Annotated in this window: 23 protein-coding genes; 8 read left to right on the forward strand and 15 right to left on the reverse strand. The window is 67.0% G+C overall.

All coding sequences use genetic code 11. The annotated features are described in order from the left end of the window. Positions 1-60 precede the first annotated feature (60 nt). Positions 61-600: a DUF2442 domain-containing protein gene (locus EV672_RS18840; protein ID WP_208110767.1), complete on the reverse strand. Its 540-nt coding sequence runs from the start codon at positions 598-600 to the stop codon at positions 61-63. A 95-nt stretch (positions 601-695) separates the two neighbouring features. Then, positions 696-1,103 carry a hypothetical protein gene (locus tag EV672_RS12290; RefSeq protein ID WP_133609655.1) on the reverse strand — a complete coding sequence of 136 codons (408 nt, stop codon included), beginning with the start codon at positions 1,101-1,103 and terminating at the stop codon, positions 696-698. A 288-nt stretch (positions 1,104-1,391) separates the two neighbouring features. Here EV672_RS12290 and EV672_RS12295 point away from each other — a divergent pair, with 288 nt between their 5' ends. Continuing rightward, positions 1,392-1,589 (forward strand): helix-turn-helix domain-containing protein, encoded by a 198-nt coding sequence (locus EV672_RS12295; RefSeq protein WP_341770488.1) that lies wholly within the window; start codon positions 1,392-1,394, stop codon positions 1,587-1,589. Between the two features lie 74 nt (positions 1,590-1,663). On the opposite strand, the gene EV672_RS12300 is transcribed toward EV672_RS12295, so the two are convergent. From EV672_RS12300 to EV672_RS12320, 5 genes are all read right to left on the reverse strand, one after another. Then, on the reverse strand, positions 1,664-2,758 hold the full coding sequence (locus EV672_RS12300) for a helix-turn-helix domain-containing protein (protein ID WP_133609658.1): 1,095 nt from the start codon (positions 2,756-2,758) through the stop codon (positions 1,664-1,666). Continuing rightward, a complete protein-coding gene (locus EV672_RS12305) occupies positions 2,755-3,393 on the reverse strand; it encodes a hypothetical protein (protein ID WP_133609660.1) in 639 nt (212 codons plus the stop codon). Before EV672_RS12305 ends, EV672_RS12300 begins: the two co-directional genes overlap by 4 nt. 304 nt (positions 3,394-3,697) lie before the next feature. After that, entirely contained in the window at positions 3,698-5,083 is a 1,386-nt protein-coding gene (locus EV672_RS19265; protein WP_133609662.1) for a TolC family protein, read from the reverse strand. Beyond that, positions 5,080-8,148 carry an efflux RND transporter permease subunit gene (locus tag EV672_RS12315; RefSeq protein WP_133609664.1) on the reverse strand — a complete coding sequence of 1,023 codons (3,069 nt, stop codon included), beginning with the start codon at positions 8,146-8,148 and terminating at the stop codon, positions 5,080-5,082. Before EV672_RS12315 ends, EV672_RS19265 begins: the two co-directional genes overlap by 4 nt. 16 nt (positions 8,149-8,164) lie before the next feature. Continuing rightward, on the reverse strand, positions 8,165-9,304 hold the full coding sequence (locus tag EV672_RS12320; RefSeq protein WP_133609666.1) for an efflux RND transporter periplasmic adaptor subunit: 1,140 nt from the start codon (positions 9,302-9,304) through the stop codon (positions 8,165-8,167). A gap of 93 nt (positions 9,305-9,397) precedes the next feature. Here EV672_RS12320 and EV672_RS12325 point away from each other — a divergent pair, with 93 nt between their 5' ends. Both EV672_RS12325 and EV672_RS12330 read left to right on the forward strand, forming a co-directional pair. Beyond that, positions 9,398-10,066, forward strand: coding sequence for a response regulator transcription factor (locus EV672_RS12325; RefSeq protein WP_133609668.1), 669 nt, complete (start codon positions 9,398-9,400; stop codon positions 10,064-10,066). Positions 10,067-10,071: 5 nt separating this feature from the next. Next, positions 10,072-11,391, forward strand: coding sequence for a sensor histidine kinase (locus EV672_RS12330; RefSeq protein ID WP_133609670.1), 1,320 nt, complete (start codon positions 10,072-10,074; stop codon positions 11,389-11,391). Between the two features lie 48 nt (positions 11,392-11,439). Here the strand turns inward: EV672_RS12330 and EV672_RS12335 are convergent, their stop codons facing one another. Together EV672_RS12335 and EV672_RS12340 are read right to left on the reverse strand one after the other, a co-directional pair. Beyond that, positions 11,440-11,742, reverse strand: a complete 303-nt coding sequence (locus EV672_RS12335; RefSeq protein WP_133609672.1) for an Mpo1-like protein — start codon at positions 11,740-11,742, stop codon at positions 11,440-11,442. Between the two features lie 3 nt (positions 11,743-11,745). Beyond that, a complete protein-coding gene (locus EV672_RS12340) occupies positions 11,746-12,600 on the reverse strand; it encodes a 5'-methylthioadenosine/adenosylhomocysteine nucleosidase (RefSeq protein ID WP_133609674.1) in 855 nt (284 codons plus the stop codon). A gap of 326 nt (positions 12,601-12,926) precedes the next feature. Between EV672_RS12340 and EV672_RS12345 the strand changes: the two genes are divergently transcribed. Genes EV672_RS12345 through purT form a run of 3 tightly spaced genes read left to right on the forward strand, consistent with a single transcriptional unit; the run spans position 12,927 to position 16,567 of the window. Next, positions 12,927-13,889 carry a helix-turn-helix domain-containing protein gene (locus tag EV672_RS12345; protein WP_166643560.1) on the forward strand — a complete coding sequence of 321 codons (963 nt, stop codon included), beginning with the start codon at positions 12,927-12,929 and terminating at the stop codon, positions 13,887-13,889. Beyond that, positions 13,886-15,262 (forward strand): sensor histidine kinase, encoded by a 1,377-nt coding sequence (locus EV672_RS12350; protein ID WP_133609678.1) that lies wholly within the window; start codon positions 13,886-13,888, stop codon positions 15,260-15,262. The genes EV672_RS12345 and EV672_RS12350 overlap by 4 nt, the downstream gene beginning before the upstream one ends. A gap of 33 nt (positions 15,263-15,295) precedes the next feature. Beyond that, the gene (gene purT / locus EV672_RS12355) at positions 15,296-16,567 is read left to right on the forward strand and encodes a formate-dependent phosphoribosylglycinamide formyltransferase (protein WP_133609680.1); all 1,272 of its coding nucleotides are present in this window, start codon (positions 15,296-15,298) and stop codon (positions 16,565-16,567) included. Here the strand turns inward: purT and EV672_RS12360 are convergent. Further along, the gene (locus EV672_RS12360) at positions 16,552-17,334 is read right to left on the reverse strand and encodes a Crp/Fnr family transcriptional regulator (protein ID WP_133609682.1); all 783 of its coding nucleotides are present in this window, start codon (positions 17,332-17,334) and stop codon (positions 16,552-16,554) included. The genes purT and EV672_RS12360 overlap by 16 nt on opposite strands. 154 nt (positions 17,335-17,488) lie before the next feature. Here EV672_RS12360 and EV672_RS12365 point away from each other — a divergent pair, with 154 nt between their 5' ends. Beyond that, positions 17,489-17,845, forward strand: a complete 357-nt coding sequence (locus EV672_RS12365) for a HigA family addiction module antitoxin (RefSeq protein WP_133609684.1) — start codon at positions 17,489-17,491, stop codon at positions 17,843-17,845. A 165-nt stretch (positions 17,846-18,010) separates the two neighbouring features. Here EV672_RS12365 and EV672_RS12370 read toward each other — a convergent pair whose 3' ends face one another. From EV672_RS12370 to EV672_RS12390, 5 genes are all read right to left on the reverse strand, one after another. Beyond that, the gene (locus EV672_RS12370; RefSeq protein WP_133609686.1) at positions 18,011-19,507 is read right to left on the reverse strand and encodes an AMP nucleosidase; all 1,497 of its coding nucleotides are present in this window, start codon (positions 19,505-19,507) and stop codon (positions 18,011-18,013) included. Positions 19,508-19,514: 7 nt separating this feature from the next. Beyond that, positions 19,515-19,997, reverse strand: a complete 483-nt coding sequence (locus EV672_RS12375; protein WP_133609688.1) for an ExbD/TolR family protein — start codon at positions 19,995-19,997, stop codon at positions 19,515-19,517. A gap of 18 nt (positions 19,998-20,015) precedes the next feature. Further along, positions 20,016-20,678: a MotA/TolQ/ExbB proton channel family protein gene (locus EV672_RS12380; RefSeq protein WP_243738673.1), complete on the reverse strand. Its 663-nt coding sequence runs from the start codon at positions 20,676-20,678 to the stop codon at positions 20,016-20,018. Positions 20,679-20,703: 25 nt separating this feature from the next. Further along, on the reverse strand, positions 20,704-21,537 hold the full coding sequence (gene dapB, locus EV672_RS12385) for a 4-hydroxy-tetrahydrodipicolinate reductase (RefSeq protein WP_133609690.1): 834 nt from the start codon (positions 21,535-21,537) through the stop codon (positions 20,704-20,706). Between the two features lie 64 nt (positions 21,538-21,601). After that, positions 21,602-22,165, reverse strand: a complete 564-nt coding sequence (locus EV672_RS12390) for an outer membrane protein assembly factor BamE (protein WP_133609692.1) — start codon at positions 22,163-22,165, stop codon at positions 21,602-21,604. A gap of 91 nt (positions 22,166-22,256) precedes the next feature. On the opposite strand from EV672_RS12390, the gene fur reads away from it, so the two are divergent. Next, entirely contained in the window at positions 22,257-22,691 is a 435-nt protein-coding gene (fur, locus tag EV672_RS12395) for a ferric iron uptake transcriptional regulator (RefSeq protein WP_133609694.1), read from the forward strand. The last annotated feature ends 14 nt before the right edge of the window (positions 22,692-22,705 follow it).

Here is a 22,705-nt window from a genome sequence, read left to right on the forward strand (position 1 = left end):
TTGCAGCACGGGGCGGAAGCAGTTTCGGAAGGGAATTTCCTACGGTCAGCCAAAGGGGGCTCAGCAGCTGGAAACGGGTGGGTGCTGGCCTTCCGCCGCCAGGTCTGCAATGGCTGATCGCACCAGATTTCGGACACCCTGCAGCGCGAGGTATGGCGTTGGGGCCAACCACGACAGTGAGGGAAACGCGGCGCATGTGGCCACGAACTCCTGGTCCTCGGCCGACCAGTGGACGGCGTAGGCGTAGAGGTCTTCGGCCTCCGGCTGGCGCAAACACTTCTTGGCTTCATGCCCTGCCTCGCCAGCAAGCCGCTCGGGCTGCAAGACGCCCACCAGAAGCGAAGGCACATAGAGATCGGCGTCCAGCGCTGGGAAATGGAGGCCTGTACCTGTTGGTGAAACCTCAATCTGCAAGAGGTCGACTGGTTGTGCATGTTCCAAGCCCGCAGCGAGATGGGGGTCGAAGGACAGCTCCATGCCAGTGTTCAGCAGGACCACGACATGACCACTGGCGGAGTCGTACCTTGCTGACGTTGCCCGTACTTTTTGGAGGGTCGCCAGAAGCTTGTCATTCATCGCAGAGGCTTTATTCATCGACATGCTTGGGTTTCACAACTGCTGATTGATCCAGGGGAACGCACAGTACCGTTCGAAACAAGAACTCCGAGCCTGTTTCGCAGGCGAAAGTCCAGGGCTCATGGGTGCTGCGGCTCGTCATTGAGCACCGCCAAGCGAGCCTGAACCACCAGATCGTCATCTTTGTGGATCCCGACCAACTCGTAGGCGCCTGACTCTGTTTGGTAGCCCACACCGAGGTTCAGGCATACGTCACGGGCAACCAAATAGGCGGCTGTCGCGGCGACCTCGCATCCGTACTCATGCCCACGGAACACCTTGGCCAGCATGCCCAAGGCACGAATGTCTTCATGGGTCTGCTCGCGCAAAAACTGAATGAACCGTTGCTGTTGGTCGGCCACATCTGCTGGCAGTCCACCTGCGCGGGCATCTGGAGTTTCTATGCCGAACACGTAGGCAGTGTCGCTCGACTCCACGAACAGCACGTTCGCGAACACCGTGCTGAACAGCCCTTGGCGCACCGCCATGACCTGTGCTGACCAGAGGTGCCCCCGCCCTTGCGGCAGAGTTGCAACACGTAGAGGCGCCTTCACCCCAAACGCAATGGGCACGAGCCCGAGTGGGCTTGCGAGTCGATCCAGCATGGCACTCCCTTCGGGGCTGGTGCTACTGGGCCCTCCCGGCAGCGCGTCAGCGAACGCCCCAAGGGCATGATTCTAGGCCAAGTGCTACTTATAGTCTGTAGACCTATAGTCATCCAAATTGGATTCTCGCGGGCAATGTCAATAGCCCGCAAGTCCACCGAAACAGCGCGCATGCGCTTCGCCAGGCTGCTCAAAACCGAGCGGCTGGCCAGAGGCATCAGCCAGGAAGCACTGGCTGAGTTGGCTGGACTGCATCGCACCTACGTGGGGTCTGTGGAGCGCGGGGAGCGCAACATTGCCGTGGACAACATGGAGGCGTTGGCGAATGCGATGGGGTTGGATGTGAGCGACCTGCTCAAAGCGCAATAGCGCCCTGCACAAAACGGCGTGGCCAGCGGGGCTTGAGATCGTGGTCACTTGCGTGACCTGGTCTGGCCGAGAAGCTAGGCTGAGAAGAGGTTGACCACAGCTCCGCTACTGGTTGGCCCAGCCTCACCAAGCAACTCGTCAAGCAGACGAGGCTGGACGCACATCTGCCGAGCGACTGCGACGCGAGGGATCCCAATAGAGTCATTGAGAACCTTTAGACCATCGGAAACAACTTCCGGCACCTCAAGCGCGAGTTCGCTATCTTCTGCCTCCATCAACGCCTCGCCATGGCGTTTGAGCGAGATAAAGCCCGCCCGAACTTGGTCGTCCGTGAACACGCCAAGTTGCCAACCGCGGTAAAGCAACGCTGCCTTCGAAACGCCCCACCGACGTTTCAGGTCAGCCATGTGTTCCCAATTTATGCGTGTCCTCCGTAGCGCTCGCGAGCTCTCAGCCAAGAACGAAGCCCTGGGCAACAGGAATGCACTGGCGAATCGATTAGCTTGACCTTCTGTAAGCCGATCGCCTGTCAGCACACCAATATGCAGAGCAAAATGCCCGAGCTCATGCGCTATACCAAAGCGTAGACGGCAAGCGGAACGACCTTCAGCATTTAGCGCAATCACGGGGCGACGGGATGCGAACGAAACGGCATCCACCTCTTGTGCAAGCCCGCTGACTCGCATCACCACGGCTCCCGCGTTTTCTGCGACACGAGTGATGTTGCTGATAGGCCCCCAGCCCAGCCCCCACGATGCCCTGCACCTCTCAGCCCCCAGCTCAATAGCTTCATCGCTGACAGGGTCGGCCTCCTCGATCTGGTAGGTCGGAAAGTCAAGATAGTCCTCGAGCACACAGACAAGCCGCTTCAGCATTTCCCCGCGAGCCCTCGCGTACTGACGCAACGCTACCTTGGTGGTGAGCTGCTTTCTGAAATGGCATTGCTCCTCGGTCAAGGGCATAGGATCCACCTTCCGAAGGAACTCCGGAAGAATGCCAAAGGCCTCGACGAGGTCTCGCTCCAAAGACGAAGAGACCGGCTCGGCGCCGGTCTCAACTCGACTCAGGTACTGCTTTGACTTTCCTAGTCGTTCACCAAGGTCTGCCAACGACAGTCCGTTAAAGAGACGAGCCAGTCTGATATTCGAGCAGAGGATTTGATCGCTCATGGTCCAGCCGACGCGATGTCATCGCCAGCATCTGTACGCCGCTGCTTGATAGCGACCTGAGGCTTGGGAAGCTCGATTGGCTGAGGGAGAGATGGGGTCGCAACACCCATAGCCCGAACCCCCGTTGACGAGAACCAGCGACACACCACCTCGTCAGAGTTGGAGAACCCCAAAAGAACCACTCGCGGATCGGCTGATTCGTTGGGCCCACGATCGATCACAAACACGAACCGCGCTGGCTCGCCGGCCGATGCTGCTTCGAGAAGCTGCATCTGATAAACATGCGTCTCCAGAACAGCACGCTTCTTTGGTGCATCTGGATCATCATTGCTGAAACGGCAAGGGATGTCGTGAATAGAGAAAACGATGTCCTGGCCACCGTTCATGACCTTGAGCCACGGATGATGCCCCGACAGGTACTCGTTCAGGATGCGCTGACGCTGCCGGCCAAACCGAGTTGAGCCACGCGTGTACGCGTTGTCGGTCTCCCTGTACAGATCATCTTCCGTAGAGAGCGCCTCTTCCAGCAGCCACGACGCAATAAGCCTGAGGTATTCCTCCTTCATCGCGGAAGGAAGCTGGCCGTCAGATGAATTCAGCACGAGCATTTTTGTGCAAGAAGAAGTGATCGTCAACGCATTATGTGCGAAAACGTTCGTTCGTCAACCCCTGGGCCTTCACTTCTCCTCCCCGTCTTCAATCCAGTGCGTATGTGGCTTCATCGGACCATCGCCGGCAACCTTGCAAGACAGTGGTGCGAGACACTGCAGTTGTTGACAAGGGCATAGCAAGGCCTAGACTAAACGCTTGATCTGAAAAGAAATTTGGCTTGTTGACACATCAAAGGTCAACACAAGCGCGCTGACCAAAGCCTCTGAGAAGATGTGACGGGGCGGCTGGGCACGATTTGATCGGTGCCCAGGCCTCAAGTCTCTGGCTTCAGCGCGCCGCCTCAGGCACCCACGCCCAGCGGGCGCCGGTCTCCAGCTGCCAACGCCAGCGTGCACGCAGCGCCTCCAGCTCGGCGGTGGCCGCGGTTTGCTGCTGGTCCAGCCACTGGCGCTGCAGCAGCAACACCTCGCTGAGCGATCCCTCGCCCAGTTCGTAGCCCTTGCGCACGGCCAGTGCGGCCCGGCGGGTCTGCGCTTGCGCCTGTTCGGCCGCCTGCCAGACCTGCTGGCCCGAACGCCACTCGGCGCGCCACTGGGCCAGGCTGCGCTGCAGTTCTCGCCGCACCTCGCCTTCCTGCGCACGCGCTGCCTGCGCATCTGCCCACTGGGCTTGCGATTGCAGCGAGCGGGCCGCGCTGCCCAAGGGCCAGGACACGTTCACCCCGAGGATGCGCTCTGCGCCACTGCGCTCGCGCCCGAGTTGCACGCCCACGGTCGGGTCGGGCTGGCGCTCGGCTTCGGCCAGGCGGGCCTGGGCCTCGGCGGCATCGGCCTCCAGGCGCGCCAGGCGCCACTGCGGGTGGGCGTCCAGCCAGGTGGCTTCAAGGGCTTCAGACACAGTGACTGGCACGTCTTGCGGCGAAGGCACCGTGTCAGATGGCGTGCTGGCTTGTGGCAGAGACAGGGGCAGTGGCAGGCCCGGGTAGCGGCTGCGCCACACACCTTGGGCGGCCTGCCAGCGCTGCTGCGCCTGCAACCACTGCGACTGGGCCTGTGCCCGGCCGGCGTCCAGCAGCACCAGTTCCTGGCGCGCGGCATCCCCCAGGGCATGGCGACGCGTCGCGGCCTGGTGCTGCTGCTCCCACAGCCTGAGCTGGGCGGACAGCAGTTGCTCCTGGCGCGATGCCTGCAGCACACCGACGGCATCTTCGAGCCAGGTGCGTGCCAGCTCGTGCCAGGCCATGGCCAGTTGCGCGTCGGCACGCGCCTGCTGGCCTTGGCCTGCGGCCGACGCCGCTTCGGCTTTCGCCGGCAAGCGCAAGCCGCGCGACAGCCCCAGCGACCACTCGCGCGTGCGCACATCGCCGCTCGCGGGGCTGGCCGCGCCCACATCGGCACGGGCTTGGCGTTGCGCCCAGCTGGCCGAGGGCGTCCAGTCGTTGGGGTTGGCGACCACCGCCGCGCCGCGGGACCGTTCGGCCTGGTGGCGCTGCAGGGCCACGCGCCAGGCCGGTGAGCGTTGCAGGGCCTCGGTCACGGCGGCATCGGGCGGCAGCGCGTGGGTGTCCTCGGCATGGGCCTGGGCGGGCATGAACAGCAGCAGCAGGAGCACCGCCGCTGCGGCTGCGATCAGGGCCAGCACCGCCAGAACGCGGGTCAAGCGCAGCAGCGGGTCCATCGCTTGACCGAAGGCTCGGTCCAGACCTTGTTTCATGCAGCCTCCTGTTGGCGCACACCGAATCGTTCGTAGGCCATGGGCAGCAGCAGCAGCGTCAAGGCCGTGGAACTGAGCAAGCCGCCCGTCACCACGATGGCCAAAGGCTTCTGGATTTCCGAGCCCGGCCCGGTGGCGAACAGCAGCGGGATCAAACCGCCCGCCGTGATGGCCGCCGTCATCAGCACCGGCCGCAGGCGGCGCTGGGCGCCCTCCCACACCGCTTCGCGGGGCGAGAGGCCCTCTTCGATCAACTGGTTGAAGTAACTCACCATCACCACGCCATTGAGCACCGCGATGCCCAGCAACGCGATGAAGCCCACCGAGGCCGGCACCGAGAGGTACTCGCCCGTGACGGCCAGCGCCGCGATGCCACCGATCAGCGCCAGCGGCACGTTGGACAGCACCAGCGCCGCCTGGCGCACCGAACCGAAGGTCGAAAACAGCAGGAAGAAGATCAGCAGCAAGGCCACCGGCACCACCAGGCCCAGGCGCTGGGCAGCGCGCTGCTGGTTCTCGAACTGGCCGCCCCAGGTGATGCGGTAGCCCTCGGCCAGGGGCACGGCCTGCGTCACCTTGGCACGGGCTTCTTCGACGAAACCGACCAGGTCGCGGCCACGCACATTGGTCTGCACCACCACGTAACGCTGGGCCTGTTCCCGGTCGATTTTGACGGGGCCGTCGGTGCGCGTGAGGCGCGCCACCGTGGACAGCGGCAACGATTGCCCGTCGGGCGTGACGATGCGCAGGGCCTCGAAATCCGCGGGCGACTGGCGCAGTTTCTCGCTGCCGCGGATCACCAGCGGCGTGCGCCGGCCTGGCTCTTGGATCAGGCCGATGGGCTGACCCTCGACCCAGCGGCGCAAGTCGGCCTGGATGTCCTGGGCGTGCAGGCCCAAGCGGCCCGCGGCCTGGCGGTCGATCTGAACCTGCAGGTAGGCCACGCCGTCGTTGCGCAGCGTGAGCGTGTCGGTCGCACCGGGGATCTGCGCGATCAGGGCCTCGACTTTCAGCGCCATGGCGTTGAGCTCACTCAGGCTCGTGCCGTAGATCTTGACGGCGACGTCTCCGCGCACACCGGTCAGCATCTCCGAGACGCGCATGTCGATGGGTTGGGTGAAAGTGGAATCCACCCCGGGGAAGCTCTCCATGACCTCGCGCAGTTGGCCGATCAGCCATTCCTTGTCGGGGTTGCGCCAGGTGTCGTGCGGTTTGAGCACGAGGAAGGTGTCGGTCTGGTTCAAGCCCATCGGGTCCAGGCCGAGCTCGTCGGCACCGCTGCGCGCGACGATGCCTTGCACCTCGGGCACGCGCTTCAAGATCTCTTGTTGCACGCGCAGGTCCACGGCGGCGGTGGCGTCCAGGCCGATGGACGGCAGCTTCTCCAGCTGCAGGATGAGGTCGCCTTCGTCCAGCGTGGGCATGAAGGTCTTGCCGACCTGCGTGAACAGCAGCACCGCGCCGAGCAAGGCCGCGCCGGCACCGCCCATCAGGGCTTTGGGGTGGGCCAGCGCCCAGCGCAGCATGGGCAGGTAGCCCGCATGCAGCTTGCGCATCAGCCAGGGCTCTTGCGTGTGGCCCGCTTTGAGCAGCCACGAGGCCAGTACCGGCACCAGGCTCAGCGACAGCAGCAGCGACACACCGAGCGCGAACACGATGGTCAGTGCCACAGGCCCGAACAGCTTGCCCTCCAGCCCTTCCAGGCTGAGCAGCGGCAGGAACACGATGATGATGATGGCGATGCCCGAGGTGACCGGCATGACCACCTCGCGGGCCGCGCGCGCCACCACCTGCAGCATGGGGTGCTTGGCGGCATCGCCCCGGGCCAGGTGGGCCTCGACGTTCTCGACCACCACCACGGCGCCATCGACCAGCATGCCAATCGCAATGGCCAGACCGCCCAGGCTCATGAGGTTGGCCGACAGGCCGAACCAGCGCATCAGCACGAAGGTGCCCAAGGCCGCCAGCGGCAGCATCAGCGCCACCACCAGGGCCGGACGCACCTGCCCCAGGAAGGCCAGCAGCAGCAGCACCACCAGCACCACGGCCTCCAGCAAGGCCTTGCCCACGGTGAAGACGGCGCGGTCCACCAGCTTGCTGCGGTCGTAGAACACGTCGATGACCGTGCCCTTGGGCAGCGTGGGCTGCAGCGTCTCCAGGCGCGCCTTGACGCCGGCCACCACCTCGCGGGCGTTGGCGCCACGCAAGCCCAGCACCAGCCCTTGAACCGCCTCGGCCTTGCCGTCTTTCGTGACGGCACCGTAGCGCGTCAGCTCGCCGAAGCGCACCTCGGCCACATCGGCCACCCGCGTGACGCGGCCGGCTTCGCTGCGCACCACCGTGTTGCGCACATCGTCGAGCGTTTGCAGCGCACCCTCGGCCCGCACGATCAAGGCTTCTTCACCCTGCGTCAGGCGGCCGGCACCGTCGTTGCGGTGGGTGGTCACGATGGCTTCTTGCAGCTGGTTGAGGCTCACGCCCTGCGCCTGCAGCGCGGCCGGGTCGGGCACGACCTCGAAGGTGCGCACGCGGCCGCCCAGGCTGTTGACGTCGGCCACGCCGGGGATCGTGCGCAGCGCGGGCCGGATCACCCAGTCGAGCAGGCGGCGGCGCTCTTCCAGCGTCTGCGGGCCCTCGATGGTGAACATGAACATCTCGCCCAAGGGCGTGGTGATGGGTGCCATGCCGCCCGAGGCCGTGTCGGGCAGGTCTTTCATGACGCCGCTCAGGCGCTCGTTGACCTGCTGGCGGGCCCAGTAGATGTCGGTGCCGTCCTCGAAGTCCAGGGTGATGTCGGCCAGCGCGTACTTCGAGGTCGAGCGCAGCATCTTTTGCTTGGGGATGCCCAGCAGCTCCTGCTCGATGGGCACGGTGATGCGGGTCTCGACCTCTTCGGGCGTGAGGCCCGGCGCCTTGACGATGACCTTGACCTGCGTGCCCGACACATCGGGGAAGGCGTCGATGGGCAGCTTGGTCCAGGCGAACACGCCCGCGCCGGCCAGCATGATGACCAGGATCAGCGTCAGCAGGCGCTGGCGCAGGGAAAACTCGATGAGTGCGTTCACAAAGGGCTCCCGCGGCTCAAGGCTTGACCAGCGCCTTGAGCGCAGCGGTGCCCCGGGTCACGATGCGCAAAGGTGCCGCACCGGCAGAGGTGTCGGGCAAGCCCTGCACGACCATGTCGCTGCCCTGGCGCCCCAGCGTCTTCACCTTCTGCAAGCGGTAGCGCCCCGGCGCTTCTTCGATGAACACGGCCTGCTCGCCCGACGCCGTCAGCGTCACGATGGCCGACTCGGGCAAGCGAGGCGCCATGGCGGCCGATTGCAAGCGGGCCTGGACCCATTGACCGGGACGCAGGCTGCCCGACGCCGTCTGGCGCAGGCGGGCGCGCACGGTCACGCTCTGGGTGCGCTCGTCGAGCAAGGGCGCGATGGACACCACCGTGGCCACCAACTCGCCCGAGCCCGGCGCAGCGCTGCCGCCAGCCAGCAGCACCTGCACGGTCTGGCCCGCCTGCAGCCCCTGAGCCTGCTGCACCGGCACCTGCAATTCGACCGACAGCTCCTGCAGGTTGGCCAGCTTGAGCAGCGGCGCCGCTTCCTCGACGCGCTGGCCGACGCTGACCATCAGCTCGGCCACCTGGCCGCTCATGGGCGCCACCAGTGTGATCTCGCCGTTGGGCGACACCTGGGCCGAGCCCAAAGCCTGGCCGACGGCCTGCTGTTGCTGCTGCGCCGTCAAGCGCGCCACGCGGGCCTGGGTGCGGCTCTGGTCCAGGCGCGATTGCGCGATCAGGCCTTCGGACATCAACTGTTCGTCGCGCTTCAAGCTGCGCTCGGCCAGCTCGTGCTGGCTGCCGGCCTGCAAGGCGTCGCGGCGCAAAGCCTGGGCCTGGGTGCTGCGCAAGCGCACCAGCCACTGGCCCTGGCGAACCTGGGCACCGGTGTCGGCCTGGATGGCCGTGACCAGGCCCGACACGGGTGCGGCGAGCACCTGCTGCTGCTGGGCTGGCAAACGCAGCTGCGCAGGCACCGTCAAGCCACCTTGGGCCGACTGGGACAAGGGCACAGAGGTCACCCCGAGCGCGGCCACCTGCTGGGCCGTGAGATTCAGCCCCTCGGCCGGCGCTGCGGCACCCGCACTGACGGCGACACAGGCCAGCACCGAGGCCAGGCCCTGACCGAAACGCTGCCGCACACCCTGGCTCAACTTGGAAAACATCGGCTCACCTTTTCATGGATCGCTCACAGTGTCGCGCTGCAACATGAAGCCAAGCTGAACACGGCGGGCAGGCCCCCATGCTAACGTTTGGACATGAAATTGCTCCTGCTGGAAGACGACCCGATCCTGGGCGAAGGCCTGCGCGATTTCCTGCGTGCCGAGGGCCACACGGTGGACTGGGCCCAACGCCTGCTCGATGCCCGCTGCCTGGTGGGCGAACACCACGACGCCCTGCTGGTGGACTGGCATCTGCCCGACGGCTCCGGCCTGGACTGGGTGCGCAGCCTGAGGCGCCAGAACGACACGCGCCCCATCCTGATGCTGACCGCGCGCGACCTGCTCAAGGACCGCATCACCGGCCTGGAATCGGGCGCAGACGACTACCTCGTCAAACCCTTCGAGCCCGAGGAGCTGCTCGCGCGCCTGCACGCCGTGCACCGCCGCGCCGCCGGCGCCCCCAGCGGCCGCAAACGCGTGGGCGACATCGAGATCGACCTGCAAGCCCGCAGCGTGTGGCTGCGCCAGCACGAACGGCTGGACCGCGTCGAGCTCACCGCGCGCGAATGGCAGCTGCTGGAAGCGCTGGTCAACCGCAGCGGCCGCATCGTCGAGAAGGCCGCGCTGGAAGGGCTGGTCGGCGGCGATGGCAACGCGCAGAGCAACGTCATCGAGGTGCACATCGCCAACCTGCGTCGCAAGCTCGGACGCAGCCTGATCGAAACCGTGCGCGGCCTGGGCTACCGCATCCCCTCCGAAGCATGAGCGCGATGAGCGCCCGCGCCCTGCCCTCCATCCGCCAGCGCCTGAGCCGCGTGCTGGGCGGCATCGCCATCGTCTGGGGACTGGGCATGACCGCGGGCGTCGGCCTGCTGACGCACGAGGTGCTCGACGACCTGCTGGACGGCGCCTTGCGCGAATCGGCCGAAATCCTCTACGGCCTGGTCGCCGTGGCCGACCGCGACAGCAACCCGCCCGCCGAGGGGATGCTGCCCGCCCCACCGCACCAGGAAAACCTGGTCTGGCAGCTGGTGGACACGCAAGGCCGCGTGGTGCTGAGATCGCACAAGGCGCCCGAATCCCGCCTGACCGAGCGCCAGACCGAAGGCTTCACCGACGAAGCCCTGGGCCTGTGGCACGTCTTCACCTTGCCCATGCGCAACGGCCACAGCGTGCTGCACGTGGCGCAGCGCGAAGACACCCGCCGGGCCACGATGTGGCTGGCCATGGGCAGCTCGGTCGGCCTGACCCTGCTGCTCGGCCTGTGCGCCGCCTGGTGGCTCAACCGCGGCCTGCGCCGCGAACTGCAGCCCCTGCTCGACCTTTCCAGCGAAGTCGCCCAGCTGGAGCCCCTGCACCCACATACCCAGGGCTTGGCCACCACCCGCACCGAACTGCAACCCCTGGTGGACGCCATCGAGGGCCTGACCCAGCGCCTGGCCCAGCGCGTGGCGCACGAACGCGCCCTGGCCGCCCACGCGGCCCACGCCCTGCGCACCCCGCTGGCCGGCATGGACGCCCAACTGGCCGTGGCGCTCAAGGAAGCGCCGCCCCAGCTGCAACCGCGCCTGACCCAGACGCGCGAAGCCGCCGCCCGCCTGCGCCGGGTCGTCACCGCCCTCATCACCCTGTTCCGCACCGGCGGCGAGCTGCAATGGCAAGACACCTCCGTGTCGGCCCTGCTGCAGCGCCTGCCCCTGCAAGATGCGGTCGTGGAGGCCAGCGGCACCGACATCCTGCCCTGCGACCCCGACCTGCTGAGCGCCGCCCTCTCCAACCTGCTGGACAACTCGGTGCGGCACGGCGCGCGGCGCATCCACGTCCACGCCAGCCTGGACGACGCTCAGGTGCGGCTCACGCTGCGCGACAACGGCAGCGGCATCTCCGCAGAACAGCGCGAACGGCTGCAACAAGCGCTCGACGCGCAAGGTCCGCAAGAAGGCTTGGGCCTGGGCCTCACCCTGGCCGACATGGTCGCCCGCACCCACGGCGGGCGCCTGCAGCTCCTGGCGCCTGAGCTGTCAGACCCGGCCGTGCCCGGTGCGGCCATCGCGCTGCACTGGCCTGTGCACACGCCTGACGAGGCCTGAGCGCGCCCGAGGGGCAGCCTCAGCTCACAAATCAGCTCACAAATCAACTCACAAAGGCAGCCGGCCCGTGATCGTCTGCCAAAACATCACCCAATCGCCCATCAGGCTGTAGAGCGGGTAGGTGAACGTGGCCGGTCGGTTGCGCTCGAAGCGGAAGTGCCCCACCCAGGCAAAGCCATAACCCACCACCGGCAAGGCCCACAGCGCCTGCCATTGCTGCGTGCCCACGGCATAGGCCAGCAAGGCCAGCACCGTCAGCGAGCCCACCACGTGCAGGCGCCGGCAGGTGCGGTCCTGGTGCTGGGACAGGTAGAAGGGGTAGAAGTCGCGGAAGGTGGTGTAGCGGTCCATGGCTCAGGAATGTGCCTGCGGCGCGGCCACGGCACCATCCGGCGCGACCCTCGGCAAGGCCTTCAAAAGCGCCATCGCGATGGCCAGCGAGTAAGGGCTGGCCACGCTGCGCACAAAGCGCTCGAAATCCACGTGCGCCGAGGCATCGGCCCGGTCAGAAACCGTGCGGACGACGGCATACGGCAGCCCGAAGGCCACGCAGACCTGCGCCACCGCAGCGCCTTCCATCTCCACCGCCAATACATCGGGCAGGTGGTGGCGCAAGGTGTCGGCATCCTCGGCACTGTTGACGAACTGGTCGCCGCTGACGATCAGGCCCGTGTGCACGCGCGGGGCGTGCAAGCCCAGGGTGTCCAGGTGGATGTGGGATAGCGGGCCGCCCGGCGCCAGGGCCTGCGGCGACAAGGCCTCGGCCACCGCGTCGGCCACCTGCGTGACCAAGGCCGCGGGCGGGTGCAAACGGCTGACACCCAGGCCCGGCACCTCGTGGCGCGGGAACAGCGGGGACGCGTCCAGGTCGTGCTGCAGCAAGGCGCTGGCCACCACGACATCGCCCACGCGCACGTCGGCGCCCAAACCACCGGCCACGCCGGTGAACCACAGCTGCGACACCCCGAAGGCATCGGCCAGCAAGGTGGCGGTGGTGGCCGCAGCCACCTTGCCGATGCCCGAGAGCACCGCCACCACCTCGCGCCCACCCAGGTGACCGCGCCAGAACTCGCGCCCGCCGCGCTGGACGCGGGACTCGTCCGGCATCAGGTCGAGCAGGGCCTGGAGCTCCTGCGGCATCGCGGCCATGATGCCAATGGGGCCTGAAGGGTTTGCGGGGTCGGTGCGGGCGTCAGCGGGGTGCGGCATGCCAGCCATCATCCCCCATCCGCACAAAAAAAAACCACCCTGAGGGCGGTTTTGAAAGCCAAAGGCACCAACGGTCAGGCTGCTGGAGCCTGTCGTTGTGTGTCGCTGCGTTGTGCAAGCACAGACAACGGCACGGTTCTGAATGTTCCCTGAGCAGCGCCTTGTTCTGTTGTGATCGAACATGTTGTTTGTTCAGCGCATCGAAGGCCATTGTAGTGAGCAAGAATGCCTGATACGATCATTTTTGACGCACTGTTACGTATTGAGATGTCACCAAGGGTTCGGCCATGCGCGAGCGCCCTGGGAATTCGGTCACACTTTCTCGCATGGACGCTTCCACCTATCCCGACAAGCAGCCTCAGGCAGACGAGCTCTCTGCGGGGTGGATGGCCGGCTGCGTGTCCGATTTGCTGGGCCGCCACGGGGTGAGCCCGCGGCACCAGGCCACGGAAATCGCGCAAATATGCGCGATATCAATCAGCCAGGCGCGGCGCAAGCTCCGCGGCGCGGTGTGGCTCTTTGGTGAGATTTTGGCGCTGTGCCGTCACTATGGCGAATCGCTCGACGCCGTCTTCGCTCAGCACGCGGTGCTCGGCGCACTGCCCTTTGGCGCGGGTGTGGGCGTGGGCGCGGCAAGCGGTGGGGGCGACTTCCGCGCGGGCCAGCCCGCCCTTTTGCTGGCCGACGCGCTGGAATTGCCCTGCACCATCCACCTCGGCGCCCAGTGCACGCCCAGCGCCACCGACACCCAGGAACTGCTGGCCACCCACCTCGGCCAGTCCTGGGTGGTGGGCAGCGCAGCCCGGGTCCTGGCGCTGAACCCCGCGGGCGCCTGCTACCGCATCGAGCAGCTCCAGCTGGAGTCGCCCGACGACCAACCCCGCCTGCGCATCGCCGTGCTCGACGACGACCCCTGTGCCGCGCAGACCCTCGTGGACTGGTTCCACGAGATGGGCTTCGATGCCGAGCCCTTCACCAGCGCCGACGCCCTGTTGCAACCACTGCAGGCAGGCAGCCACTTCGACGCCTACGTGGTGGACCTCATCCTCTCGGGCGGCCAGACCTCGCAAAGCGTGGTCGAAGAGATCCGCCGACGGCAGGCCCAGGTCCCCATCATCTTGCTCACCGGGCAGTTGCGCGACGGCACGGCCTCCGAGGCCACGCTGGCGACCATGCTGCGCACCCAGGGCGTGACCTTCTTCGAAAAACCGGTGCGCCCGGCCGTGCTGACGGCCGCCATCCAGAGCAGCCTGGACAGGCTGCAAGCCCCCCCATCCCCGCAGCCATGAGCCGCTACGTGGTGCCACCGCCCCGGCGCGTGCAGCGGGAGCCGGGCTCCCCCGGCGCGCGCGTGGCCCTGACACGCTGGCTCACGGCCCTGTCGGCCATCGGCACCTTCCTGGTCTGGTGGGCCGACGAGCGCGCCGGCATGAACAGCACCTGGGCCAGCATCACCGTGCCCATGGTGTCGGCGGTGCTGGGCGGCAGCGCCCTGGCGGTGTGGTGGCGCCCGCACTGGCACCCCTGGGCCTCGGCGGCCAGCACGGTGGCATCGGCCATTTACTTCATTGGCTCGCTGGTCTCGGCCACCATTTCGGCCCAGCCCAACAAGCTGTACGAGGTGGCCTCGAACGCGCAGTTCATGCCCATCCTCTACATGGCCGCCTTCGTGGTCATGGTGCGGGGGGCGGCGCTGCTGAGCTGGCTGACCTACGCGGGCGTGGTCATCGCCTACCTCTGCCTGTTCGGTCTGCCGCCGCCGCGCAATGGCGACCCGCTGGGTCATTTCTGGTTCACCCTGCTGATCACGCACCCCATGTGCATCCTGGCGCTGTCCTACATCAGCGTGCTGCACAGCCGCTTGAGCCGGGCCGAGCTGAGAGCGCAGGCCGACCGCGAACGCTTCCTGGCCATGCTGTCGCACGAAATCCGCACGCCGCTGCAGTCCATGCTGGGCTCCATCGACCTGCTGGACCTCAAGGTGCGCGGTCAGGTCGAGCGTCGTGCCATCGACCGCCTGCGCCAGGTGGCGGCGCAGCTCGAAGCCCACCTGAGGGACGTCACCGAGTACACCCGGCTCGACAACCCGTCCTGGCAGATGCACCTGCAGCCGGTGGACCTGCCCAAGCTCGTGCAGGACAGCTGCGAGGCGCTGCAGTCGCGCGCGCGCTCCCGTGGCCTGAACCTGCAGTGCGACATCGCCAGCGACGTCCGCCTGCGCGACGCCGAATCCGACCCGACCCGCGTGCGCCAGATCCTCGACAACCTGCTGCACAACGCCCTGAAGTACACCGCCGAAGGCCAGATCACGGTGCGGCTGGCCGTGCGGCAGGCCCGCACCCGCGTCCACGGCGCGGTTCACGACGAAGGCGACGACACCGCCCTGTCCACCGATGCGGTCGCGCTGTCGGTGCACGACACTGGCTTGGGCATCGCGCCCGAGGCCATGGCCAAGATTTTCGAGCCCTATGTGCGCCTCGAAGACCGCCGCCTGCCGCGCGCCGAGGGCACAGGCCTGGGTCTGGCGGTGGTGCGCCGCCTGGTGGACCGCCTGGACGGCCGCCTGGAAGTGGACAGCACACCGCAGCAAGGCACACGTTTCACGGTCCTGCTGCCCCTGCACGGCCACGCACACCCCCAGGCTGGCGCCACAATGTCGTGATCGGCGCAACCACCCTCCAAGGAACGACCCACCATGAGCCCAAGCCCCCAGACCGTCACCACCCTCACCCTGGGCACGCCCCTGTCGCCGTCGGCGGTGCGCGTCATGCTGCTGGGCTCCGGTGAGCTGGGCAAGGAAGTGCTGATCGCGCTGCAGCGCCTGGGGGTTGAGACGATTGCCGTGGACCGCTACGCCAACGCGCCCGGCCAGCAGGTCGCCCACCACGCCCGCACGATCACCATGAGCGACCCGGCCCAGCTGCGCGCGCTCATCGAGGCCGAAAAGCCGCACCTGGTCGTGCCGGAAATCGAAGCCATCGCCACGCCACTGCTCGAAGAGATGGAAGCCGCCGGCCAGGTGCGCGTCATCCCGACCGCCCGCGCCGCCCGCCTGACCATGGACCGCGAAGGCATCCGCCGCCTGGCCGCCGAGACCCTGGGCCTGCCCACCAGCCCCTACCAATTCTGCGACTCGCTGGCCGAGCTGCAAGCCGCCATCGACGGCGTGGATGGCCAGCCCGGCATCGGCTACCCCTGCGTGGTCAAACCGGTGATGAGCTCCTCCGGCAAGGGCCAGAGCAAGATCGATGGCCCCGCCGACGTGCAGACAGCCTGGGAGTACGCCATGGCCGGTGGCCGCGTCAGCCACGGCCGCGTCATCGTCGAGGGCTTCATCGACTTCGACTACGAGATCACCCAGCTCACCGTGCGCGCGGCCGGCCGTGGCGCCCAGCTGGGTGAAGTGGTCACTCACTTTTGCGAACCGATCGGGCACAAGCAGGTCAGCGGGGATTACGTCGAGAGCTGGCAGCCCTACCCCATGCACCCGGAGGCCCTGCGCAAGTCGCGCGAGATCTCCAAAGCCGTGACCGACAACCTCGGCGGCCAGGGCCTGTTCGGCGTGGAGCTGTTCGTCAAGGGCGAGCAGGTCTGGTTCAGCGAGGTCAGCCCGCGCCCGCACGACACCGGCCTGGTCACGCTGAGCACCCAGGTGCAAAGCGAGTTCGAGCTGCACGCCCGCGCCATCCTGGGCCTGCCGGTGGACACCTCCTTGCGCAGCGTCGGCGCCTCGGCCGTGATCTACGGTGGCGTGGACGCGCAAGACGTCACCTTCGACGGCGTCGCCGAAGCCCTGTCAGAGCCGGGCACCGACATCCGCCTGTTCGGCAAGCCCGAGAGCTTCGTCAAACGCCGCATGGGCGTGGCCCTGGCCACCGCCGACGACGTCGATGCCGCCCGGGCCAAGGCGCGCAGCGCCGCCGCCAAGGTGGTGGTGAAGACGCCGATGCCTCAGCGCAAAGGCTGAAGCGAGCCTGCGGGCGCCACGCCCGTGAACATCTGCAGCAGGTTGGGGTCGATGGCCCCTGCCCGCGCCAGCAGCGCATCGAGGTCGAGGATCTCGATTTCGGCGTAGTGCAGGGCGATCACCCGCTCGCGCGCCATGTCGCGCAAGGCCTTGTTCACGGTCTGGCGCGACACACCCATCATCTGCGCCAGATACTCCTGCGGCAGGCGCAGGCGGCGCCGCAGCCCCGAGGGCGCCACCACCTGGCCGAAGTTCACCGCCGAAAACAGCAGGCGGCGCGCCAGGCGTTGGTGCAGCGACAGCGAGGCGCTGTCTTCCAGCGCCACCGTCATCAAACGCAGCTTGCTGCCGGCCAGCCGGGCCACATCGCGCCAATGCTGCGGGTGCTCGTCCAACCAGGCTTCCAGCTGCACGCGGGACGTCACCAGCACCGTGCTGGGCGTGTCGGCCACGGCCAGCATGGCGCGCGGCAGGCGGTCGATCAGGCTGATCTCGCCAAACCAGTGGTAGGGCTCGACATACAGCGTCAGCCGGTGGGTGCCGTCGTGCGGGCTCATGGAGCCGAGTTTGAGCGCCCCCGCCACCACGCAACTCAGGCCATCGCGGAATTCATCGGACTTGAACAGCGTTTCGCCCGCCGACAGGTGCAACAGGCTGGAGCGCTCGACCAGCGCCACCTGGAACTCTTCCGGGCAACTGGCGAACCAGACGTGGGTGCGCAAAGCCGGCAGCAAATTCAGGGGCGTGGCTTCGGTTCGACGGTGCATCTTTTCATTCAACGCAAAATGCGCCCCGTATGGGCATAATTACCCCCCCGAAATGGTTAGATGTTCTGCGTGCAATTGTATGGGTATTGACAATGTTCTCCGGACAAAGCTCATACGATCCATCCGTCCGACAATGACACCACCCAAAAGTCCTATGAACTACTCTGAAGCACTCCACCCCGGCGCCATCCTCCGCAGCAAGTTCATGGAGCAGCATGGACTGTCCGCCAGCGGCTTGGCCATCCGCCTGCACGTGCCGGCGCCCCGCGTCAACGACATCGTGCGTGAGCGTCGCGGCATCAGCCCCGACTCTGCCCTGCGCCTGGCCCGCTTTTTTGGCACCACGCCCCAGTACTGGATGGACCTGCAAACCGCCTACGACCTGAAGGTGGCCGAAGAGCAGGCTGGTGACCAGATCCGCCGCGAAATCCCGACCTCGTCGCAAGCGGCTGCCCGCAACTCGGCGCCCGCAGCCGCTGCCGTCGAACGCGAAGTCGCCCTGGCCGCCTGAGCGGCATCGGACGGTGTCAACCCGGGTGCGGCCCACGCCGCCCTGGGGCACACCGCACCGAAACTCCCCAAAGGGGTGATCACCCGGACGGGTAAGACGTTGCCTGGTGCACGGCATGCAAGGCATGTTGCCCAGTGAACGCCTCACGCGTCAAGCACGGCAGCATCACTGGAAAGCCACTTCGGCGAAGCTGCGCAGTTTTCGGCTGTGCAACTGACCGGCCCGGTTGCCTCTCAGGCGCTCGATGGCCCTCAGGCCGATGCGCAGGTGCTGGTCCACGCGCTCGCGGTAGAAGGTGTTGGCCATGCCCGGCAGCTTGAGTTCGCCGTGCAAGGGCTTGTCGCTCACGCACAGCAAGGTGCCGTAGGGCACACGGAAACGGAAACCGTTGGCCGCGATGGTCGCGCTTTCCATGTCCAGGGCCACCGCGCGGCTCTGGCTGAACCGCCGCTCGGGCTCGCGCTGCGGCAGCAATTCCCAATTCCGGTTGTCGGTGGACGCCACGGTGCCCGTGCGCATGATGCGCTTGAGCTCGTAGCCATGGAGTTTGGTCACGTCGGCCACCGCGCCTTCGAGCGCCAGCTGGATTTCCGCCAGCGGCGGGATCGGCACCCACAGCGGCAGGTCTTCGTCCAGCACGTGGTCCTCACGCACATAGCCGTGGGCCAGCACGTAGTCGCCCAATTGCTGTGAGTTGCGCAAGCCGGCGCAGTGCCCCAGCATGATCCAGGCGTGAGGCCGCAGCACCGCGATGTGGTCGGTGATGGTTTTCGCGTTCGACGGCCCCACCCCGATGTTGACCATGGTGATGCCATCGCGCGTGCGGCGCACCAGGTGGTAGGCCGGCATCTGCGGCAGGCGCGGCGGCACCACGCCCAGCCCGTCGAGCGCCTCGGGCGGCACGCCCACGCGGCGCGTGACGACGTTGCCCGGCTCGACGAAAGCGATGCAATCGTCGTCGTCCTGCGGGTTGGCCGGGTCGGGCACACGCTGCATCAGCGCGTGGCCCATGCGCACGAACTCGTCGATGTAGAACTGGTAGTTCGTGAAGAGCACGAAGTTCTGGAAATGCTCGGGCGAGGTGCCGGTGTAGTGGCGCAGGCGGTGCAGGGAGTAATCCACCCGCGGCGCCGTGAACAGGGCCAGCGGACGGGGTGCACCACCGCGCGTCTCCCAGGTGCCGTTGGCGATGCCATCGTCCATCGAGGCCAGGTCCGGCAGGTCGAACACATCGGGCAACAAGGCGCGGCGCTCGGGCGTGAGCTGGCCTTCGAGGTGCTGGTGCTCGGCCAGGCTGAAGTGCACGGGGATGGCGTCGGCGCCCACGCCCACCTCGATGGCCACGCCGTGGTTGGCCAGCAGCAACTCGAACTGCTCGCGGTAGTAATCGGCGAACAGGTCGGGGCGCGTCAGCGTGGTCTCGTAGGTGCCCGGCCCGGCCACAAAGCCGTACGACAGGCGCGAGTCGGCACGCGCCACGGTGTCGGTGTGGATGCGCACGAAGGGGTAGCGGGCGCGCACCTGCTTGAGCGGCTCGCCGTCCACGAAGCGCTGCAGCGATTGCCGCAGGTAGGCGATGTGGGCGTCGTAGAGCTGGGTGACGTAGGCCAGGGCCGGCGCGGCCTGGTCAAAGCGTTGCGTGGGGAACTTCGGGGCGGGCATCGGGTGATCAGGGCTTGGCGGACGGCGTCATGTCAGGGTCGCCACCAACGCCACCATCGCCCGCAGCACCAGGCAGTGCCGCCTCGGTGACAAAGGCGATGCGGTTGAGGCCCGATTTCTGCAGCAGCCCGATGAGCTGGGCCACGCGCTCGTAGGGCACGACGCGGTCCACGCGCAGCTGCACCTCGGTGTCGGGCTTGGCGCGCGACTGGGCTTCGACCTGCTTGGCCAGGGCCTCGGGGGTGATGAGCTGCTCGTCGAGGTGGGTCTGGCCATCGGCCGTCAGCGCGATCGCCAGCACCGCCGGCGGCGTGGGCGGGTTGGCACGCGCATCGGCCTTGGGCAGATCGAGCTTGAGGCGCGAGGTCATGAGCGGCGCGGTCAGCATGAAGATGACCAGCAGCACCAGCATGACGTCGATGAGCGGCGTCATGTTGATGTCGCTCATCGGTTGGCTGCCTTGGGGGCGCTCCAGTCGTCCGAAAGCCATGGTCGGGTCCCTCGGGGATCAGTCGCGGGTGCCCGCCTGGGCGCCCAGCAGGGTCTCGCGCAGGTCGTGCGCAAAGCCTTCGAGGTCGGCTTCGCAGGCAGAGACGAACTTGCCGAAGATGTTGTAGGCCAGCACGGCGGGGATCGCCACGGCCAGGCCGGCCGCGGTCATGATGAGTGCCTCGCCCACAGGGCCAGCCACCTTGTCGATGCTGACCGAGCCTTCCGTGGCGATGCCCATCATGGCGTGGTAGATGCCCCAGACGGTGCCGAACAGGCCCACGAAGGGCGAGACCGAACCCACCGAGGCCAGCAGCACCTGGCCGGCCTGCAAGCGCATCAGCACGTCGTGCAGGCTGTCGCGCAGGCGGCGGGTGAGCTGGGCTTCGGGCAGCGCGCGGGCCTCCATCGTGCCCGAGGCCACGGGCTCGCTGGCCGCATCGATCAGGGGCAGCAACACCGCCTCGCGGTCGATCTCGGCGACCGCCTGGCGACCGGCAGCGAGGTCGCTCGCCCGCCAGAACGCGGCCGAAGCCAGCACCAGGTCACGGCGTGCGCGGCGCAGCAACCAGCCTTTCCAGAAGATCACCACCCAGGCGCCCACCGACATCACCAGCAGCCCGATGGCCACCGCGCGGCCGATGGCGTCGCCCTGCTCCCAATACTGGATCAAACTGTCCACAACGTGTCCTTGTTGAGATGCCGAATCACTTCAGGCCGAGCACGTCGTCCATGCCGAACAAGCCATGCGGCTGGCGCGACAGGAAACGCGCGGCGCGCAAGCTGCCCTGGGCGTAGTGCACGCGGCTCGACGACTTGTGCGTGATCTCGATGCGTTCGCCCAGACCGGCGAAGAGCACGGTGTGGTCGCCCACGATGTCGCCACCGCGGACGGTGGCAAAGCCGATGGTGGACGGGTCACGCTCGCCGGTCACGCCTTCACGGCCATAAACGGCGCAGTCCTTCAGGTCGCGGCCCAGGGCGTCGGCCACGACCTCGCCCATCTTCAGCGCGGTGCCGCTGGGGGCATCGACCTTGTGGCGGTGGTGGGCTTCGATGATCTCGATGTCATAGCCTTCGTTGAGGGCTTTGGCCGCCTGGGCCAACAGCTTGAAGACCACGTTCACGCCCACGGCCATGTTGGGGGCCATGACGATGGCGATGTCGCGGGCGGCATCGGCGATCTCGGCCTTCTGCGTCTCGGAAAAACCCGTCGTTCCGATGATGAGCTTGACGCCCAGCTCGCGGCAGACCTTCAGGTGCGCCAGCGTGCCTTCAGGACGGGTGAAGTCGATGAGGTACTTCGCGTTCTTCAGGCCTTCACGCAGGTCGTTGGTGATCTTCACACCGCTGGCGATGCCGGTGAAGGCGGTGGCGTCCAGGCCGATGGCGGGGCTGCCGGCCACGTCCAGGGCGCCGGCCAGGTGGGCGTCAGGCGATTGCTGCACAGCCTCGACCAGCATGCGGCCCATGCGGCCAGAGACGCCGGCGATGGCGATGGCAAGGGAGTCGGCGTTGGCCGTGGGGTTGGCGGTGCTCATGCAAAAAATCCAGGTGCGAGGTGCGGGTGGGTATCGACAGGAAATCGACAGGATGTCGGCGGGTTCAGCGCTGACCGCGCTCCAGCGGCGGGTAGTCGCGTGCAGCGCCCACAGGCAGCTTGCGGGTGCTGTCCGTTTTCGCCGGCACCGGCAGCTTGGCGATCTGCTCGGGCGCCATCTCCAGCGGGGGCTCGGGCCGGATCAGGGGCTTGTCGATGGCGGCCACGAACTCGCGCTCGGCCGGCAGGGCCTCGGTGTCGAAGCGCTCGACCACATCGCCCTTGAAGAAGACGCTGACGCGGCGCTTTTGCGGCGGCACGCCCTGGCGGTCGATGGTGAAGACGTAGTCCCAGCGGTCGGTGTGGAAGGGATCGACCAGCAGCGGCGTGCCCAGGATCTCGCGCACCTGCAGGCGGCCCAGGCCCGGCTGGATCTGCGCCATGACCTCTTGCGTGACCACGTTGCCCTGCACCACGTCCACGCGGTAGGGCGTGAAGAGACCGAACAGCGTCTCGGGCTTGGCCTCGGACAGGCCCAGGCTGCTGCAGGCGCTCAGCGACAGCACGCTGGCCCCGCAAGCGAGTGTGGCCAGCATCTGGGTTGCGCGGCGGGTCGGGGTGGATTTCATCGGGGAGGTCTCGGCAGAGTCACAGCCAAATCATTATCATGGCGGATTCTAGCGGGGGCCGGTCACGGTTGCCCGCGCAGCGGAGCCCCCCATGAACAACGCCGACGAACTCAAGAGCAGCGGGCTCAAGGCCACCTTGCCTCGCATCAAGATCCTCGAACTCTTCCAGCAGTCGGCACAGCGCCACATGACGGCAGAAGACGTGTACAAGGTGCTGTTGAACGAGGGTTCGGACATCGGCCTGGCCACCGTCTATCGTGTGCTGATGCAGTTCGAGCAGGCTGGCCTGCTCTCGCGCAACCACTTCGAGGCCGGCAAGGCCGTGTTCGAACTCAACGAAGGCCAGCACCACGACCACCTGGTGTGCGTGAACTGCGGCCGCGTGGAGGAGTTTTTCGACCCGGAGATCGAGCGCCGTCAGCAGCAAATCGCCACCGAACGCGGCTACAAGCTGCAGGATCACGCCTTGTCGCTGTACGTGCTGTGCAACCGGGAAGGTTGCGCCGACAAGCCAGCCAGCCGCTGAGCTTGTGGAGGGCT

The organism is Aquabacterium commune (genome assembly GCF_004362855.1).
Lineage (GTDB): Bacteria > Pseudomonadota > Gammaproteobacteria > Burkholderiales > Burkholderiaceae_C > Aquabacterium > Aquabacterium commune.

What these genes read in the sequence shown, in the direction of transcription:
- EV672_RS19265 (WP_133609662.1), bottom strand. Translation starts at nt 5,083, where the DNA reads ATGAAACAAGGTCTGGACCGAGCCTTCGGTCAAGCGATGGACCCGCTG.
- EV672_RS12345 (WP_166643560.1), top strand. Translation starts at nt 12,927, where the DNA reads ATGGACGCTTCCACCTATCCCGACAAGCAGCCTCAGGCAGACGAGCTC.
- EV672_RS12325 (WP_133609668.1), top strand. Translation starts at nt 9,398, where the DNA reads ATGAAATTGCTCCTGCTGGAAGACGACCCGATCCTGGGCGAAGGCCTG.
- dapB (WP_133609690.1), bottom strand. Translation starts at nt 21,537, where the DNA reads ATGAGCACCGCCAACCCCACGGCCAACGCCGACTCCCTTGCCATCGCC.
- EV672_RS12335 (WP_133609672.1), bottom strand. Translation starts at nt 11,742, where the DNA reads ATGGACCGCTACACCACCTTCCGCGACTTCTACCCCTTCTACCTGTCC.
- EV672_RS12390 (WP_133609692.1), bottom strand. Translation starts at nt 22,165, where the DNA reads ATGAAATCCACCCCGACCCGCCGCGCAACCCAGATGCTGGCCACACTC.
- purT (WP_133609680.1), top strand. Translation starts at nt 15,296, where the DNA reads ATGAGCCCAAGCCCCCAGACCGTCACCACCCTCACCCTGGGCACGCCC.
- EV672_RS12295 (WP_341770488.1), top strand. Translation starts at nt 1,392, where the DNA reads ATGCGCTTCGCCAGGCTGCTCAAAACCGAGCGGCTGGCCAGAGGCATC.
- EV672_RS12330 (WP_133609670.1), top strand. Translation starts at nt 10,072, where the DNA reads ATGAGCGCCCGCGCCCTGCCCTCCATCCGCCAGCGCCTGAGCCGCGTG.
- EV672_RS18840 (WP_208110767.1), bottom strand. Translation starts at nt 600, where the DNA reads ATGTCGATGAATAAAGCCTCTGCGATGAATGACAAGCTTCTGGCGACC.
- EV672_RS12350 (WP_133609678.1), top strand. Translation starts at nt 13,886, where the DNA reads ATGAGCCGCTACGTGGTGCCACCGCCCCGGCGCGTGCAGCGGGAGCCG.
- EV672_RS12365 (WP_133609684.1), top strand. Translation starts at nt 17,489, where the DNA reads ATGAACTACTCTGAAGCACTCCACCCCGGCGCCATCCTCCGCAGCAAG.
- EV672_RS12370 (WP_133609686.1), bottom strand. Translation starts at nt 19,507, where the DNA reads ATGCCCGCCCCGAAGTTCCCCACGCAACGCTTTGACCAGGCCGCGCCG.
- EV672_RS12320 (WP_133609666.1), bottom strand. Translation starts at nt 9,304, where the DNA reads ATGTTTTCCAAGTTGAGCCAGGGTGTGCGGCAGCGTTTCGGTCAGGGC.
- fur (WP_133609694.1), top strand. Translation starts at nt 22,257, where the DNA reads ATGAACAACGCCGACGAACTCAAGAGCAGCGGGCTCAAGGCCACCTTG.
- EV672_RS12375 (WP_133609688.1), bottom strand. Translation starts at nt 19,997, where the DNA reads ATGGCTTTCGGACGACTGGAGCGCCCCCAAGGCAGCCAACCGATGAGC.
- EV672_RS12340 (WP_133609674.1), bottom strand. Translation starts at nt 12,600, where the DNA reads ATGCCGCACCCCGCTGACGCCCGCACCGACCCCGCAAACCCTTCAGGC.
- EV672_RS12360 (WP_133609682.1), bottom strand. Translation starts at nt 17,334, where the DNA reads ATGCACCGTCGAACCGAAGCCACGCCCCTGAATTTGCTGCCGGCTTTG.
- EV672_RS12300 (WP_133609658.1), bottom strand. Translation starts at nt 2,758, where the DNA reads ATGAGCGATCAAATCCTCTGCTCGAATATCAGACTGGCTCGTCTCTTT.
- EV672_RS12290 (WP_133609655.1), bottom strand. Translation starts at nt 1,103, where the DNA reads ATGGCGGTGCGCCAAGGGCTGTTCAGCACGGTGTTCGCGAACGTGCTG.